Consider the following 16032-nt stretch of genomic DNA (forward strand, 5'->3'; position numbering starts at 1 on the left):
GATCAACCTACCCGAGTGCGGACATACCAGGTCGTAAACGGCCCCAGCGGACTCAGGTCAGCGCGGAGAGCAGGCGGTTGAGCGGGCTGTCGAGGCCGTACTTCTCCGACAGCGCGACCAGCCGCTCGGGGTCGCGCGGTGCGGCGGGCAGGGTGATGTCGACGTCCGGGACCGGGACGTCGTGGGCCACCCGGACCACGGTGGGGGCGACCTCCAGGTAGTCGCGGGCGGCGGCGAGCTTGGTCCTGGCGCCCGCGGGGAAGCCGTCGGCGCCGCCGTCGTCCAGCGCGGCGAGCAGCGCGGACAGCGACCCGAAGCGTGTGATGAGGGCCGCCGCCGTCTTCTCGCCGATGCCGGCGACGCCGGGCAGGCCGTCGCTCGGGTCGCCGCGCAGCGTCGCGAAGTCGGCGTACGCCCGGCCCGGGATGCCGTACTTCTCCCGGACGAACGCCTCATCGATGACCTGGAGGTTGCGGATTCCCCTTACTGTGTAAAGGGCACGGCAGGGCTTCTCGTCGTCGACGAGCTGGAACAGGTCGCGGTCGCCCGTGACGATGTCCACGGCCGCGGTCGCGGCGGTCGCGTAGGTGCCGATCACGTCGTCGGCCTCGTAGCCGGCGACGCCGACGCGGGCGATGCCGAGTGCGTCCAGGACCTCCTCGATGACCGGGACCTGCGGGGCCAGCGTGTCCGGCACCTCCTCCTCGTCGCCGCTCGCCACCCGGTGTGCCTTGTACGACGGGATCGCGGCCACCCGGAACGCCGGCCGCCAGTCGGCGTCCATGCAGGCCACGATCTGGGCGGGGGAGTGCTGCCGGACCAGGGTGGCGATCATGTCGAGGAGCCCGCGCACCGCGTTGACCGGCATGCCGTCCGGCGAGGTCACCGACTCCGGGATTCCGTAGAAGGCGCGGAAGTACAGCGACGGGGTGTCGAGAAGCATCAGCACCCTGCCATTGTCACGCCTGTCAGGGGTGCCGCGGACCCTCTTCGGTCACCGCCACGGCCAGCAGGCAGGTGTCGTCCTCGGGGTTGGGGCCGCCGATCGCCTCGAGCAGGCGGTCGAGGCCCGCGTCGAGGTCCGGCCCGGCCGCGCCGAGGCCGGTCGCCACGGCCGCCTCCACGATGAGGGACACCCCCAAGCCGATGTCGCGCGAGCGGCGCTCGACCAGGCCGTCGGTGAACATCAGCAGGAGGTCGCCGGGCTCGAGGCGGACGTCGGCCACCCCGTACGGCAGGCTCGACGTCGCCCCGAGCACGACCCCCCGGGGCGCCCCGAGCTGGCGCGCGCCCCCGCGACGCACCAGGATCGGGGCGGGGTGACCCGCCTGTGCCCACGTGAAAAGGCGGGTCGCCGGGTCGAAGTGGCCGCACACGGCGGTCGCGGTGGTGTCGTCCAACCGGGTCAGGACGAGGGTGTTCAGCCACGTCAGCAGCATGCCGGGGCAGGCCCCCGTCATGCTCAGGCCGAGCAGCGCGTGACGCAGCTGCGCCATCTCGGCGATCGCGGGCAGGCCGTGTCCCGACACGTCGCCCACCGCGAGGAACATGCGTCCGTCGGGCAGCGGCGCGGCGTCGTACCAGTCGCCGCCGAGGCTCGATGCCCGGCCCGCCGGGACATACCGGACCGCGATCCGGGCGTAGGGCAGGTCGATCGACGCGCCGGGCTCGGGCAGGATCGCCTCCCGCAGCGCCAGCGTGACGCGGCGCTCCTCGGAGGCCCGCTCGCGAACCTCCGCCGACTGCCGTCTGGACTCGGTCACGATCCGCTCCGCCCACCGCCGTCCGCCGATGTCCTGAACCGTGAGGGTGCCGACGGGGGCGGCGCCGGGCATCATGTCCGGGTCGCGGTCGTCCGCGGGGGGAAGGGCGGGCATCGCGCCGCCCACTACGCCGACCATTTGTCTCGCTCTCGATGCCGCTCTTGCACTGCCGTACGGACGTTCTGTGATCGCCCTGACGCGGAGCGTAGCAGTCCTGCATTCCACAGGGGTTGGTTTTCTTCTATGGCGTGGAATAAGCCAGAGCCCCGCGAAGCTCGCCCGCGTGGCGCCTGTGGTATGCGCACCTGAGTGGGTCGCCGGGGCCGATGCTCGTTAGATTAGGTCGCGTGACAACGATGTCCCTGGAGCCCTCCGACCTGTATCCGACGACCCGTCCGGCCGCCGTACGCGAGGCCGCCGGCCGCGCCGGTCTCGACGCGCTGCTGCTGACGCCCGGCCCGGACCTGCGCTACGTGACCGGCTACGACGCCCTGCCGCTGGAACGGCTGACGTGCCTCGTCGTGCCGGCGTCCGGCGAGCCGTTCCTGATGGTGCCGCGCCTGGAGCTGCCGGCCGCCGAGCACTCGCCCGCCTCCCGGCTCGGCATCGAGTTCGTCGCGTGGGACGAGACCGACGACCCGTTCGCCGAGGTGGCCCGCCGTCTGGGCCCGGTCGCCCGGGTCGGGCTCGCCGACCGCATGTGGGCGTTGCAGTCGCTGCGGTTCCGCGCGGCCATGCCCGGGGCCGAGCAGGTGCTGGCCGGGAGCGTCCTGCGCGAGCTGCGCATGCGCAAGTCGCCCGCGGAGAAGGCGGCGCTCGCGGAGGCGGGGGCGGCCATCGACGCCGTGCACAACCTGGTGCCCCAGTTGCTCAAGGCCGGTCGCACCGAGCGCGAGGTCGGCAAGGACATCGCGGAGGCGATCATCGACGCGGGGCACGCCCGGGTCGACTTCGTGATCGTGGGCTCGGGGCCGAACGGCGCCAGCCCGCACGCCGAGCTGAGCGACCGCGTCATCCGGTCAGGCGAGCCCGTCGTCGTGGACATCGGCGGCGTCATGCAGAGCGGCTACTGCTCCGACTCCACGCGGACCTACTGCGTGGGCGAGCCCCCGGCCGACTTCGCGGCGTACTACGAGGTGCTCAAGCGCGCCCAGGAGGCCGCCTGCGCCCACGTCAGGCCCGGCGTGAGCTGCGAGTCGGTGGACGCCGCCGCCCGCGAGGTGATCGCGGAGGCGGGGTACGGCGAGTACTTCGTCCACCGCACCGGGCACGGCATCGGCCTGGAGACGCACGAGGAGCCGTACATCGTCGCGGGCAACACCGAGGAGATGCGGTCAGGGTTCGCGTTCTCCGTCGAGCCGGGCATTTACCTGCCCGGACGGCACGGCGCCCGGATCGAGGACATCGTCGTCTGCGGTGAGACCGCCGGCGAGCGGATGAACAACACGACCAGGGATCTGGTCGTCGTGGGCTGATCCCCGCAGCCGCGCTCTCCGCCGCTCTGGCAGAGTGATGATCACGACTGCCGGATCGGAGGACGGATGACGCACGAGGGCATGGACGATCCCCGCGCCCAGGCCGAGGGCGAGGTCAGCATGGCGCGGCTGGCGCTGGAGGACGGGGAGACCGGGCAGGCCGCCGCGCACGTCGCGGCGGCGCTGGCCCACGATCCCGCCCTGCCCGAGGCACACGAGATGCTGGCGCGGCTGCTGGCCGGGCCGGGCGGCGGGCCGGACCTGTTCCCCGTGGAGGAGCCGGTCTTCCTCGGCACGGCGCTGGCCCGCGCGCACGCGCTGGCCGCCCGCGGCGAGCACGTGCCCGCGCTGCGCCTGCTGATCTCGGTGCAGCGGCACGAGCCGGGGGGACACTGGGCGCACGTGCCGTGGGTGCTCGACCCCGAGCTGCCCGGGCGGATTCCGCCGGACGAACTGTCCTCGCTCGTCTCACTGCTGGTCTCCGGGCTGCCCGGCACCGTGCAGGAGGACGGCCGCGAGGCGCTGCTGCCGTACGTCGCGCTGGTGCGGGGCGCGCTGCGTGCCCACCCGGACGACGCGTCGCTGCTCTGGCTGGCCTCGCTGCTCGTACGCCGAGTGGGGGAGGCCGAGGAGGCGGTGGAGCTGGCCGTCCGCTCCTACGCGCTGGCGCCGTCCTTCCAGGCCGCCCTCGCCGAGGGGTACGCGTGCCGCGACCTGAAGCGGTGGCCCGAGGCCGAGCGGGCGATGGTGCGGGCGCTCGAGCACGACCCCGCCAACCTCGCGTTGTACACCGACATCGGCGAGATGCTGCACAGCAGCGGTCGCCCGGAGGAGGGCCTCGAGTGGGTGGAGCGCGCGCTGCGGCGCGAGCCCCGGCACCCGAACGCCTATCCGACGGCCTGCGGGATGCGCTTCGAACGGGACGGGGACGTCCGGCACCTGGTGGAGCTCGCCGACCACCTGCGCGACGACCCCGGCAACGAGCACGGCGACGCGGTCCTCGGCGAGCAGTGCGCGCTGCGCCTCTGGCTGGGACGCGTCCCGGGCCCGACGGAGTCGGTGATCGACGTGCTCTACCAGATGGTGGAGCAGGAGGAGGTCCCGGCGAGCGGCGAGCTCACGGTCTCCGCCCCCGAGCCGCCCAGCGCGCTGCTCGCCTTCTCCCTTGTCGTGCCCGGCTTCGAGGTGACCGTCGCCGACGCGCCCGCCCCCGACGCGCGGCTGACCGTGCCGGAGGTGTACGCCCACGGCCCGGTGCGGAGCGTGACCCGCCGGGTGTGGCGTTACGAGGGCATGACGGCCGTGCCCGCCGTGCCGCCGCCGTCCCGGGAGGCGCTGGAGGCCGTCGCCGCCGTCGCGGAGCTGCGCTGGCCGCACCTGCCGGCCGCCTACGACCACGCCGTACGCCTGTCGGGCCTGTCCCTCGGCGACCTGCTCGGCGTGCTCGTCCACCCGCCGCTGTCGCCGTACGACGAGCCCGCGGCCGTGCCGCTGTGGATCAGGCAGGTCCAGGCGTGGGCCTGCCTCGGCATCGCCCACCACCAGGCCGGCCGGCCGTGGGCGGAGTCCGAGCGCAGGAGCGTGCTGGCCGACCTGGCGTACGGGCCGGAGGACTGGGTGACAGAGGCGGCGCTGCTGGCAATGATCGCCACGGCCTGGGTGGACCCGGACGCCCGCGGCGACGTGGCCGAACTGGTGGCCTGGCGCTACCTGGCCGCCGTGGAGGCGTCGGGGACGCGGCCCGTGACGATCCTCGGCTCGCTCGCCGCCCTCGTGCTGGCGACCCCCGGCATGCACCCCGACGTACGGGCGCTGGCCTCGGAGGCGTGATCGCGGAATTGTCGCCCGGGTCTGGTAGGACGGTCCCGCCGGTTCCCCCAGCCAAGGACATTTCATGATCCCCTACGACACCTACTTCGGCTACAAGCACCGCTACAACAAGACCTACGCCGGGCTGCCGGTGGTCGAGGTCGCTCCGAACCAGGCCGAGGACATTCCCGACCCGGGCGCGGTGGCGGTGCGGATCAGCTCCGGGTGGGGGGAGGACTACCCCATCGCGGAGGCGTTCGGCGCGTTGCTGACACAGGTGGACACGGCGGCCGTGCCGGCGATCGTGATCGGCGGGTGGAACGACTGCTACGGCAAGTCGTCGGAGCAGATCGTCGGCCTGCTCGCGGAGAACGCCGCGCGGTTTCCCGGGCTCCGTTCGCTTTTCGTCGGCGCGATCAGCTCGGACGAGGCGGAGATCTCCTGGATCCAGCAGTCCGACGTCACGCCGCTGCTGGAGGCGTTCCCATGGCTGGAGCGGCTGGAGGTGCGCGGCGGCTCGGGGCTGAGACTCCGGCCCGTCACGCACGGGTCGCTGCGGATGCTGCGGTTCGAGACCGGCGGGCTGCCCGCCGAGGTGGTGCGGGCGATCGGCGCCTGCGACCTGCCCGCGTTGGAGCACCTGGACCTGTGGCTCGGCGAGGAGAATTACGGCGGGAACGCCACCGTCGCCGATCTGGCGCCGATCCTGTCCGGGGAGCGGATGCCGGCGCTGCGTCACCTCGGGCTTCAGGACAGCGAGATCCAGGACGAGATCGCGGCGGCAGTGGCCTCCGCGCCGGTCGTCGCCCGGCTGGAGTCCCTCGCCCTGTCGATGGGCATGCTCACCGACACCGGTGCCGAGGCCCTGCTCGGCGGGCAGCCGCTGACCCACCTGAACAGGCTCGACCTGCACCACCACTTCCTCACCGACGCGATGGTCGCTCGGGTGACCGAGGCGCTGCCGGGCGTCGAGGTCGACCTGTCGGAACAGGAGGAGGCCGAGGAGGACGAGGGTGAGATCTGGCGCTACGTGGCGGTGAGCGAGTGACGGCCGTGCCCGACCCCGGCGAGACCTTCGTCCACGAGGACCTCTACCTGTACGGCCTGGAGTGGGAGACCGGGCAGTTCTTCGCCGGCAGGCCGGTGGCGGAGCCGGGAGAGACGGTCGCCGATCCCTCGGCGGTCGCGTGGGCACTCACCAACGGGCTGTCCGGCAATGGGGGAGAGCCGGGACTCGAGCAGGAACTTCGGCGCCTGCTCGACTCGGTGGGCGGGGACGCGATCGAGTCGATCGTACTGGTTCATGAAGGGCGCGACGTGGCCGCGTTCCTGGCCGCCAACGCGGCCCGGCTGCCCCGTCTCCGGTCGGTCTTCCTGGGGTTCGTCAGCGCGGAGCTGTCCGAGATCTCCTGGATCGAGCAGGGGGATGTCACCCCGCTGATCGAGGCGTTCCCGCACCTGGAGCGGCTCGACGTCCGCGGTTCGGACGGCCTGGCCCTGCGGCCCGTACGGCACGAGCGGCTGCGGGCGCTGCGGTTCGAATGCGGCGGGCTGCCCGCCGAGGTGGTGCGGGCGGTCGGGGCCAGTGACCTTCCGGCGCTGGAGCACCTGGAGCTGTGGCTCGGGGTCGAGAACTACGGAGGGGACTACACCGTCGCCGATCTGGCACCGATCCTGTCGGGGGAGCGGCTGCCCGCGCTGCGGCGGCTCGGCCTCTGCGACAGCCCGGTGCAGGACGAGATCGCGGCGGCCGTGGCCGCCGCCCCCGTGGTGGCCCGGCTGGAGGAGCTCAGCCTGTCGATGGGCGAGCTCACCGACGCCGGTGCGGAGGCGCTGCTCGCCGGGCAGCCGCTGACCCACCTGAGCCGGCTCGACCTGCACCACCACTACCTCAGCGGGCCGATGGCGGCCCGGATCGCCGCGTCCCTGCCCGATGTCGACGTGGACCTGTCCGAGCCGCAGCCGGACTACGAGCGCTACGTGGCGGTGAGCGAGTGACGCCGCACCTGGCGGTGGTCGGGGTGCCGGGCGACCGGCGGGTGACGATGTTCCGCGACGCCGTCGTCGCCCGGGGGCTGCCCGAGCCGCGGGTGGTTCCCTGGGGCGACGTGCTGACCGGACGCGAGATCGGCCTGCCGCCGGGGACGCTCGTGCGGATCGACTCGCCGGGCGAGGACGCGGGGGCCGACGCGCTGCTGCGCGGACCGGGGGATCCCACCAGGGTCGGCGGGGGCGCGGCCTGGTACGCCGCCTTCACGGCGGGGCTGCGGAGGATCGCCGCGCTTCCCGGCGTCCGCCTGCTGGGGGACGTCGAGGAGATCGCGGTGATGTTCGACAAACGCCGCTGCCACGCCCGGCTGTCCGCGGCCGGGGTGCCGGTGCCGCCCGCCTTCGAGGCCGGCTCGTACGGCGAACTGCGCGAGCAAATGGCCGAGCGGGGTTGGGCCCGGGTGTTCGTCAAGCCCGCCCACGGCTCGTCGGCCTCCGGGGTGGTCGCCTTCCAGGCCCACGGGGGCCGGGTCAAGGCGCTCACGTCGGCGGCGTGGATCGGCGGCACGCTGTGCAACTCGCTGCGGGTCCGCTCCTACGAGGACGAGGCCGACGTGAAGGCGCTGGTCGAGACGCTCGCCCCCGACGGGCTCCATGTGGAGCGGTGGTTCCCGAAGGCGTCGGCGGGCGGCAGGACATTCGACCTGCGCGTCGTGACCGTGGCCGGGAACCCGACCCACGCGGTGATGCGCACGAGCAGGACACCGATCACCAACCTGCATCTCGGCGGCGTGCGGGGCGATCTCGGCGTGGTCCGGGCGCGGACCGGCCTGTGGGAGCGGGTGCTCGACGCGGCCGCCCGGACCTCCGCGTGCTTCCCGGGAAGCCTGAGCGCCGGTGTCGACCTCATGGTCGGAGCCGACTGGCGGTCGGTGGCCGTGGCGGAGGTCAACGCGTTCGGCGACCTCCTGCCCGGCCTGGGCGACCTGGCGGGCAAGGGCAGGGACACCTACGCCGAGCAGGTCGAGGCGATCCTGGATCGGCCATGGACATGAACGAGATCGTGGGGACCCACGACATCCTCCTGGTCACCCTCGACACGCTCCGCTACGACGTCGCGGCCGAGCTGGCCGACGCGGGGCGGCTGCCCAACCTACTGCCCGGCGGCCGGAGGTGGGAGCGGCGGCACAGCCCCGGCAGCTTCACCTACGCCGCGCACGCCGCGATCTTCGCGGGGTTCCTGCCCACGCCGGTCACGCCGGGGCCGCACCCGCGCCTGTTCGCCGCGACCTTCCCCGGCAGCGAGACGACCGGGGCGGGCACCTGGGTGTTCGACGCGCCCGACCTGCCCGCCGGGCTCACCCGCGCCGGCTACCACACGGTCTGCGTCGGCGGGGTCGGGTTCTTCAACAAGCTGACCCCGCTGGGCTCGGCCCTGCCGGGGCTGTTCGCGGAGAGCCACTGGGAGCCGGCTTTCGGGGTCACGAACCCCCACTCGCTGGAACGGCAGATCGACCGCGCCGAGGAGGTGCTGGCCCGGCGGGACCGGCCGGTCTTCCTGTTCGTCAACGTGTCGGCGCTGCACCAGCCCAACCACTTCTACCTTCCCGGCGCGACCCGGGACGGCCTGGACACCCACGCGGCCGCGCTCGAATACGTCGACCGGCACATCGGCAGGCTGTACGCGCTGATGCGCCGGCCCTGCCTCGTCATCGTCTGCTCCGACCACGGGACGGCGTACGGCGAGGACGGGCACGTCGGGCACCGCGTCGGCCACGAGGTCGTCTGGACGGTGCCCTACGCCGAGTTCATCCTGGTTCATCCCGATGGGGAGCACGATTGACGCCTTACGAGGGATACGTCTACGCCTATCCGCACAAGACCGCCTACCGGCCGCTCGACCCGCGCCCGGCCCTGAGCGAGGTCTGGGCGGGGGAACGCGCGGGCGCGCTGTACGTCCACATCCCGTTCTGTGAGATGCGGTGCGGGTTCTGCAACCTGTTCACCCGCACCGGCGCTCCGGAGGGCCTGACCGGGGCCTACCTGGACGCCCTGGAACGGCAGGCGAGAGCCGTACGGGCCGCCCTGGACGAGCCGGGCTTCACGACGGCGGCCTTCGGCGGCGGCACGCCCACCTACCTGAACGCCCGGGAGCTGACCCGCCTGTTCGACCTCACCGAGCACGCGATGGGCGTCGACCTGCGGGAGATCCCGCTGTCGGTGGAGACCTCCCCGGCCACCGCCACGCCGGAGCGTCTCGCCGTGCTGGCCGAGCGGGGCGCGAGCCGGATCTCGATCGGCGTGCAGAGCTTCGTGGACGCCGAGGCCCGCGCGGCCGTGCGTCCGCAGAAGCGCGCGGAGGTGGACGCGGCGCTCGACGCGATCCGCACGTCGGGCATCGCGACCCTCAACATCGACCTGATCTACGGCATCGACGGGCAGACCCCGGACTCGTGGCGCTACTCGCTGGACACCGCGCTGACGTGGAAACCGGAGGAGCTGTACCTCTACCCGCTGTACGTCCGGCCGCTCACCGGGCTCGGCAGGCAGGGCCGCGCCTGGGACGACCAGCGGATGGAGCTGTACCGCGTCGGCCGCGACCACCTGCTCGACGCGGGGTACGAACAGGTGTCCATGCGGATGTTCCGGCTACCTGACACAACGGCGTCCACGGACTACTGCTGCCAGACCGACGGCATGGTCGGCCTCGGCTGCGGGGCCCGGTCGTACACGAGCGCCCTGCACCACTCCTTCGAGTACGCGGTCGGGGCCCGCCACGTGCGGGCGATCATCGACGACTACGTGCGGCGCGACGACTTCGGCGCGGCCAACGTGGGGTTCGCCCTGGACGAGGAGGAGCGCAGGCGGCGGCACCTCATCCAGTCGCTGCCGCGGACCGAGGGGCTGTCGCGGGACCTCTACCGGTCCAGGTTCGGCACCGACGTGCTCGACGACTTCCCCCTGCTGGACCGGTTCCCCGGCTGGCTGACGGCGGACGCGTCCACCGTGCGCCCGACCCCCGACGGGCTCGCCCACTCCGACGCCATCGGCCCCGCGCTGTTCTCGCCGCGCGTCAGGGCGCTCATGGAGGGATACGCTGCGTGCTGACCATCCTCTACCGGGGTCCGCTGGCGAGCTGCGACTACGACTGCGGCTACTGCCCGTTCGCCAAGCGCAGGGACACCCCGGAACAACTGCGCGCCGACCGGGCCGCCCTGGAGCGGTTCACGGCATGGGTGGCGGCCCAGGACGCCGAGATCTCGGTGCTGTTCACCCCGTGGGGTGAGGGGCTGGTGCGGTCCTGGTATCGCGAGGCGCTGGTGCGGCTGTCCTGGCTCGGCAACGTGCGGAGGGTGGCCATCCAGACGAACCTGAGCTGCCGCACCGGCTGGCTCACCGAGGCGTCGGACCGGGCGGCGCTGTGGGTGACCTACCACCCCACCCAGGTGCCCTACGAGCGGTTCCTGCCCAAGGTCCGCTCCCTGCCCGTGCGGCACAGCGTCGGCATCGTCGGCGACCCCGCGCATCTGGCGGACGCCCGCAGGCTCAGGGCCGACCTGCCGCCCGAGACCTACCTGTGGGTCAACGCGCAGGAGGGCCGGGTCTACAGCGACGCGGAGGCCGCGGACTGGACGGCCGTCGACCCGCTGTTCGGCTACAGCCGGCACGCGCACCGCAGCCTGGGCCTGCCGTGCCGGACCGGGGACAGCGTGATCTCGGTGGACGGCGACGGGACGGTCAGGCGCTGCCACTTCGTGCCGGAGGTCCTCGGCAACCTCTACGACGGCTCCTACCGGCCCGCCCTGCGGCCCCGCGCCTGCCCGCTGCCCGTCTGCGACTGCCACATCGGGTACGTCCACCTGGAGCCCCTCGGCCTCTACGACGTCTTCGCGGGAGGCGTGCTGGAACGCGTCCCCGCCGCCTGGGATGCCGCCTGGGATGCGGCCTGGGATCAGGTCTCGCGCTCGGGGTGGTAGTCCTCCTCGCCTACGCCGAAGGTCCAGGCCACCCCCTCGCGTGCCCTGGTCACCCACGGCGGGACCCGCAGGAAGTAGGTGCGCCGGGTGCCGTCCGGCTCGGGCGTCGAGTTGATTACCTCGACCATCACCACCGGCTCGTCCCCCGGCAGGTCGATCCGCCACAGGACGCCGGTCTCGTCGGAGTGCCGGGGTGTGGCGCCCGACTCGGCGAGGTATCGGTCGAGGCCGAAGTGCTCCAGCATGACCCGGCGCAGCTCCGCGTTCTCCTCCGCGCGGATGCGCTCAGAGGTCAGCGCGGCCATGGTCGCGCCGAACCCCGCAGGGACGGGCATCCCGTGCCAGGCGTGCAGCGCGAAGCCGTCGGCGTACGACAGGGCAGGGCCCTCAGCCCGGTGCAGCCGCCCCATGTCGTCCAGGTGCAGCTCCGCCGGACGGTCGGTGACGATCGCGACCCGCTCGTACGGCCACCACCAGCCCGCGTGCCGCGCGACCCGCTTGAGCCCCTCCAGGCCCTCGAAGGCCGACAGCCAGGGCGCGTCGTGCTGGCCGAGCACCGCGTCGAGCGTCGCCTGCCGCAGCACGTCGCCGCCGAGGTCGCCGATGGCCCTGCGGATCTCGGTGACCAGACGGTCGACCCGCGGCCACAGCCGGCCGCCCGTCTCCTCCCACAACCCGGCCCAGCCGGCGGGGCCGAGTGCGGCGCTCGCCTCCGCCCTGGCGCTCTCCCAGGGCACGGTGCGGACCTCGTATCGCACCGAGACCCCGGGGTCGACGCCGTCGAGGGCCCGCAGCCGCCCGAAGCCGATCTCCTCCATCGCCGCCCGGACCTCCTCGGTGCCGAGCAGCCACACCGCCGCGATCGCCCCGGCGGCGGGGGAAGCCAGCCGTACGATCACCTCCGGCTCGGGCAGGCCCGCCTCGCGGTAGGCCAGCCGCACCCCCGCCGACGCCTCGTCGTGGTCTCCCTCGCCGGTGGCGAAGGCCACCCGCTCCCAGGTCAGGGTCTCCATCAGTCGGCCCATCAGTCGGCAACCGTCCGGAACGAGCCGGGCACGTACTCTCGCTGGCGGATCACCCGGAACCACCCCTTCGGCAGCGAGATCGGGTCATGCTCCTCGTGGACGAGGCGTCCGCCGCCGGGCAGGTGCAGGAACCCGGGGTACAGCGTTCCCGGGCCGGGGATCGCGTGGCAGTGCCCGGTCGCCTCGCCCTCCGCGAGCACCAGCCTCCCGCGCGGGTCGCGCGGCACCGGGCGCAGCCCGCGCGGCACCGACTCCTCCGCCACGGGCACGATCAACACGTCTCCCTGTCGGTACATCAGTAGACCTCCGGTCTCGGCAGTGATCGCAAGCTAGCCGTGCCCACTGACATTTCTGGGAACGTGGCATTTCGGTGGCTTCGGGACGAGACAGTCTGGGGCGGCGCTACCGTTGCTGGGGTGGAGGAGATCGATCGCCGAATCGTCACCCTGCTGGCGACTGACGGCCGGATGAGCTTCACCGATCTGGCCAAGGAGACCGGGCTGTCGGTCTCCGCAGTGCACCAGCGGGTACGCAGGCTGGAAAAGCGTGGCGTCATCCGCGGATACGCCGCCCTCGTGGACTACGACGAGATCGGTCTTCCGATGACCGCGTTCGTCTCGATCAAGCCGATCGACCCCTCCGCGCCGGACGACGCGCCGGAACGGCTGAGCCATCTGACCGCCATCGAGGCGTGCCACAGCGTCGCGGGCGATGAAAGTTACATTCTCAAGGTCCGCGTCGCCTCCCCCCTGGCACTGGAGGAGCTCCTTCAGCAGATCCGCGCCTCGGCCAACGTCAGCACGCGCACGACCGTCGTCCTCAGCACGCCGTACGACTACCGCTCCCCGGTGATCGAGAAGGAACCGGAAGAGGACGCCGCCGAGGGCTGAGCGCCGTCCCCCTCCTGGAGGAAGTGCGCGCGCACCCGGGCGTACGCCTCGGGGGGCGCGCCGAGGCGGTCGAGGCCGAGCAGGGCGGCGCCCACGATCGGCGGCACGTCGGCGACGACGAGCCGGGCGAGCGGCGCGCGTTCGGCATAGTGCCGCTCGACCAGCGACGTCAGCAGGGGGTGCCGGGCGGTCAGCACGCCGCCGCCGAGCACGACCTCGCAGGGCGTGGAGAGCAGGCCGAGCCGCCGCATGGCGACGACGCCGAGCAGCGCGATCTCCTCGGCCTGCCGTTCCACCAGCGACCCGGCGATGGCGTCGCCGTCCGCGGCCGCGGCCAGCAGGGGCGGCACGAGGGCGTGCAGCCGGTCGGCGGACAGGTCGCCGAAGTGCAGCCCGACGACGGCCTCCTCGACCGTCCCGGTGCCGAAGCAGGCGCGTACGACGTCGGTCAGCGCGGTCGCGGGGCCGCGGCCGTCCTCGGCGCGCACGGCGTGCCAGAGGGCCTCCTCGCCCAGGTGGTGCCCGCCGCCCCAGTCGCCGCTGAGGCGGCCGAGCGCGGGGAATCGGGCGACCTGCCCGGCGGGGGAGACGCCCACCGCGTTGATGCCGGCGCCGCAGACGACGGCCACGCCCCATCCCGTGCCCGACCCGGCCCGCAGCAGGGCGAAGGTGTCGTTGCCCACGGCGACCTCGGCGCCGTAACCGCGGGCCAGCAGTTCGGCCCGCAGCAGCTCCTCCTCGACCGGCAGGTCCGCACCCGCGACGTACGCCGCGACGTGGTCGGCGTACGGCGGCGCCGCGGTCTCGTCGGCGAGGGCCCGCAGTACGGTGCGGCCGATCACGTCGACGGCGGCGGCGGCCCCGGCGCTCTGCGGCAGGAACGCGGGCCCGCGCGCGGTGGCGAGCACCGTGCCGTCCTCGCGGACGAGGGCGACGTCGGTCTTGCTGTTGCCGCCGTCCACCGCCAGAACCGTGCGATTCAGAACCGTGCGCCCCAGAACCGTGCGGGAGTGGGTCACCGCGCCACCGCCCACGGCAGGAAGGCGCGGTTGGCCTCCACGAGGCGCGCGGCGAGGTCGTCCGCGAGGGACGCCTGGCCGACCAGCGGATGGGCCAGCAGGGCGTCCCTGACGCGGTCCTCGCCGCCGTGCAGGGCCGCCTCCAGGGCGAGCGACTCGTACGCCGACACGTGGGCGATCAGGCCCCGATACAGCGGCTCCACGGGATCGACGGGCAGCGGGACGGCCCCGGCGGCCCCCACGGCGGCCGGGACCTCGATCACCGCGTCGTCGTCCAGGAACGGCAGCGTGCCGTTGTTGCGGGTGTTGACGACCTGCACGTCCCCGCGGTCGCCCATGAGCGAGGCGACCAGGGCGACGGCGGCCTCCGAGTAGAAGGCGCCGCCGCGCCTGTTCAGCAGGTCGGGCTTGGTGTCCACGGCCGGGTCGGCGTACATCTCCAGCAGCGCCGACTCCATCGCCGCCACCTCGGCCGCCCGCGACGGCGAGGTCCGCTGCTCGGCCACCGCGCGGTCGTGCTCGTAGAAGTACCGCAGGTAGTACGACGGGACGGCGCGCAGGTGGCGGACCAGGCCGGCCGGCAGGCCGACGGCCTCGGCGATGCCCTCGCCGTGCTCGTCGAGCAGGCGGGGCAGCACGTCGACGCCGTCGAGCAGGACGGACCGCTCCCAGGTGAGGTGGTTGAGCCCGACGTGGCCGAGCGTGATCCGCTCGGGGACCACGCCGAGGAGGGCGGCGAAGCGGCGCTGGAACCCGATCGCCACGTTGCACAGCCCGATGGTCCGGTGCCCGGCGTCGAGCAGCGCCCGGGTGACGATGCCGACGGGGTTGGTGAAGTCCACGATCCACGCGCCGGGCGCGTGCGTGCGCACCTTCTCGGCGATGTCGAGCACCACCGGCACGGTCCGCAGGGCCTTGGCGAGGCCCCCGGCGCCCGTGGTCTCCTGCCCGACGCAACCGCACTCCAGCGGCAGGGTCTCGTCGACGTTCCTGGCGGCCTGGCCGCCGACGCGCAGTTGCAGCAGCACCGCCGCGGCCCCGGCCACGCCGTCCTCCACACGGGTGGCGGTGGTCAGCGCGGCCGGGTGCCCGGCGCGGGCGAGCATCCGCCGGGCCATCCCGGCGACCGTGGCGAGCCTTCGCTTGTCGGGGTCGACGAGCGCGATCTCCGACAGCGGCAGTTCCCCGCGCAGGCGGGCGAAACCGTCGATCAGCTCCGGCGTGTACGTGGAACCGCCCCCGACAACGGCCAGCTTCATTTGACTCCCGTCAGCTTGACGCCCTCGATGAAGACCTTCTGGGCGAAGAAGAACACGATGATCACCGGGGCCATGGCCAGCAGCGTGGCGGCCATCGTGAGGTTCCACTGCACGCGGTGCACCGACCGGAACGCCGCCAGCCCCAGCGACAGCGTCCAGTTGTCCAGGTCGGTCCCCGCGTACAGCAGGGGTCCGTAGTAGTCGTTCCAGCAGTAGAAGAACTGGAAGAGCGCGACGGCGGCGATGGCCGGCCGGGCCATCGGCAGGATCACCCGGATGAGCGTGCGGAACTCGCCGCATCCGTCGACCCTCGCCGCGTCGGAGTACTCGCGCGGGATCGTCACGAGGAACTGGCGGAGCAGGAAGATCGAGAAGGCGTCGCCGAGCAGCATCGGCAGGATCAGCGGCCACAGCGTGCCGGTCAGGTGGAAGCGGGCCCAGATCAGGTAGATCGGCACCGCCACGACCTGCGGCGGCAGCATCATCATGGTGATCACGAGCAGAAGCGCCAGCCGGCGGCCGGGGAAGCGGAACCGCGCCAGCGCGTACGCCACGGGGATCGACGACACCAGCATGAACGCGGTGGCGAGCACCGAGTAGAGCAGCGTGTTGCGGATCCAGGTCAGCAGCGGCGCCTTCTCGAAGATCTCGGCGAAGTTGCCCCAGTTCCAGGTGTGCGGCCATAGCTCGGAGGTGAGCGCCTGCCGGTCGCTCATCAGGGCCGTGAGCGTGATGAACACCAGGGGGCCGAGGAACATCAGCGCGAGCGCGATGGCCAGCGCGTGCTGCGCGATCCACAGCAGCACTGTGGCTCTCGTAAGCACCG

Annotated in this window: 16 protein-coding genes; 9 read left to right on the plus strand and 7 right to left on the minus strand. The window is 73.0% G+C overall.

Annotation, left to right across the window (positions count from 1 at the left end):
- Positions 1-52: 52 nt before the first annotated feature.
- Both ACQEVJ_RS17290 and ACQEVJ_RS17295 read right to left on the minus strand, forming a co-directional pair.
- Positions 53-943 carry a 5'-3' exonuclease gene (locus ACQEVJ_RS17290; RefSeq protein WP_433112796.1) on the minus strand — a complete coding sequence of 297 codons (891 nt, stop codon included), beginning with the start codon at positions 941-943 and terminating at the stop codon, positions 53-55.
- A gap of 25 nt (positions 944-968) precedes the next feature.
- A complete protein-coding gene (locus ACQEVJ_RS17295) occupies positions 969-1901 on the minus strand; it encodes a PP2C family protein-serine/threonine phosphatase (RefSeq protein ID WP_433102106.1) in 933 nt (310 codons plus the stop codon).
- Positions 1902-2119: 218 nt separating this feature from the next.
- Between ACQEVJ_RS17295 and ACQEVJ_RS17300 the strand changes: the two genes are divergently transcribed.
- From ACQEVJ_RS17300 to ACQEVJ_RS17335, 8 genes are all read left to right on the plus strand, one after another.
- Complete coding sequence (locus ACQEVJ_RS17300) at positions 2120-3238, plus strand: M24 family metallopeptidase (RefSeq protein ID WP_433112799.1); 1119 nt, start codon at positions 2120-2122, stop codon at positions 3236-3238.
- 66 nt (positions 3239-3304) lie between these two features.
- Positions 3305-5068 carry a hypothetical protein gene (locus ACQEVJ_RS17305; RefSeq protein ID WP_433102108.1) on the plus strand — a complete coding sequence of 588 codons (1764 nt, stop codon included), beginning with the start codon at positions 3305-3307 and terminating at the stop codon, positions 5066-5068.
- Positions 5069-5132: 64 nt separating this feature from the next.
- Positions 5133-6095, plus strand: a complete 963-nt coding sequence (locus ACQEVJ_RS17310; RefSeq protein WP_433102110.1) for an STM4015 family protein — start codon at positions 5133-5135, stop codon at positions 6093-6095.
- Positions 6092-7045, plus strand: coding sequence for an STM4015 family protein (locus ACQEVJ_RS17315; protein ID WP_433102112.1), 954 nt, complete (start codon positions 6092-6094; stop codon positions 7043-7045). Before ACQEVJ_RS17310 ends, ACQEVJ_RS17315 begins: the two co-directional genes overlap by 4 nt.
- Entirely contained in the window at positions 7042-8091 is a 1050-nt protein-coding gene (locus ACQEVJ_RS17320; protein ID WP_433102114.1) for an STM4014 family protein, read from the plus strand. Before ACQEVJ_RS17315 ends, ACQEVJ_RS17320 begins: the two co-directional genes overlap by 4 nt.
- On the plus strand, positions 8088-8879 hold the full coding sequence (locus ACQEVJ_RS17325) for an STM4013/SEN3800 family hydrolase (protein WP_433112801.1): 792 nt from the start codon (positions 8088-8090) through the stop codon (positions 8877-8879). The genes ACQEVJ_RS17320 and ACQEVJ_RS17325 overlap by 4 nt, the downstream gene beginning before the upstream one ends.
- Positions 8876-10144: an STM4012 family radical SAM protein gene (locus tag ACQEVJ_RS17330; protein WP_433102116.1), complete on the plus strand. Its 1269-nt coding sequence runs from the start codon at positions 8876-8878 to the stop codon at positions 10142-10144. Before ACQEVJ_RS17325 ends, ACQEVJ_RS17330 begins: the two co-directional genes overlap by 4 nt.
- A complete protein-coding gene (locus ACQEVJ_RS17335) occupies positions 10138-11013 on the plus strand; it encodes an STM4011 family radical SAM protein (RefSeq protein WP_433102118.1) in 876 nt (291 codons plus the stop codon). Before ACQEVJ_RS17330 ends, ACQEVJ_RS17335 begins: the two co-directional genes overlap by 7 nt.
- On the opposite strand, the gene ACQEVJ_RS17340 is transcribed toward ACQEVJ_RS17335, so the two are convergent.
- Together ACQEVJ_RS17340 and ACQEVJ_RS17345 are read right to left on the minus strand one after the other, a co-directional pair.
- Positions 10989-12038 carry a DUF6745 domain-containing protein gene (locus ACQEVJ_RS17340; protein WP_433102120.1) on the minus strand — a complete coding sequence of 350 codons (1050 nt, stop codon included), beginning with the start codon at positions 12036-12038 and terminating at the stop codon, positions 10989-10991. The two genes, ACQEVJ_RS17335 and ACQEVJ_RS17340, sit on opposite strands and share 25 nt — an antisense overlap.
- Positions 12038-12316: a hypothetical protein gene (locus tag ACQEVJ_RS17345; protein ID WP_433102122.1), complete on the minus strand. Its 279-nt coding sequence runs from the start codon at positions 12314-12316 to the stop codon at positions 12038-12040. The genes ACQEVJ_RS17340 and ACQEVJ_RS17345 overlap by 1 nt, the downstream gene beginning before the upstream one ends.
- A gap of 138 nt (positions 12317-12454) precedes the next feature.
- Here ACQEVJ_RS17345 and ACQEVJ_RS17350 point away from each other — a divergent pair, with 138 nt between their 5' ends.
- Complete coding sequence (locus ACQEVJ_RS17350) at positions 12455-12928, plus strand: Lrp/AsnC family transcriptional regulator (protein WP_030507112.1); 474 nt, start codon at positions 12455-12457, stop codon at positions 12926-12928.
- On the opposite strand, the gene ACQEVJ_RS17355 is transcribed toward ACQEVJ_RS17350, so the two are convergent.
- The 3 genes from ACQEVJ_RS17355 to ACQEVJ_RS17365 are packed head-to-tail and all read right to left on the minus strand — an operon-like array spanning position 12874 to position 16030.
- Complete coding sequence (locus ACQEVJ_RS17355) at positions 12874-13890, minus strand: N-acetylglucosamine kinase (RefSeq protein ID WP_433102124.1); 1017 nt, start codon at positions 13888-13890, stop codon at positions 12874-12876. The two genes, ACQEVJ_RS17350 and ACQEVJ_RS17355, sit on opposite strands and share 55 nt — an antisense overlap.
- Before the next feature lie 53 nt (positions 13891-13943).
- Positions 13944-15206, minus strand: a complete 1263-nt coding sequence (locus ACQEVJ_RS17360; RefSeq protein ID WP_433102126.1) for a 6-phospho-beta-glucosidase — start codon at positions 15204-15206, stop codon at positions 13944-13946.
- Entirely contained in the window at positions 15203-16030 is an 828-nt protein-coding gene (locus ACQEVJ_RS17365; RefSeq protein WP_433102128.1) for a carbohydrate ABC transporter permease, read from the minus strand. Before ACQEVJ_RS17365 ends, ACQEVJ_RS17360 begins: the two co-directional genes overlap by 4 nt.
- Positions 16031-16032 lie beyond the last annotated feature (2 nt).

It is taken from the genome of Microbispora sp. CA-102843, from assembly GCF_050936215.1.
Taxonomy (GTDB): Bacteria; Actinomycetota; Actinomycetes; order Streptosporangiales; family Streptosporangiaceae; genus Microbispora.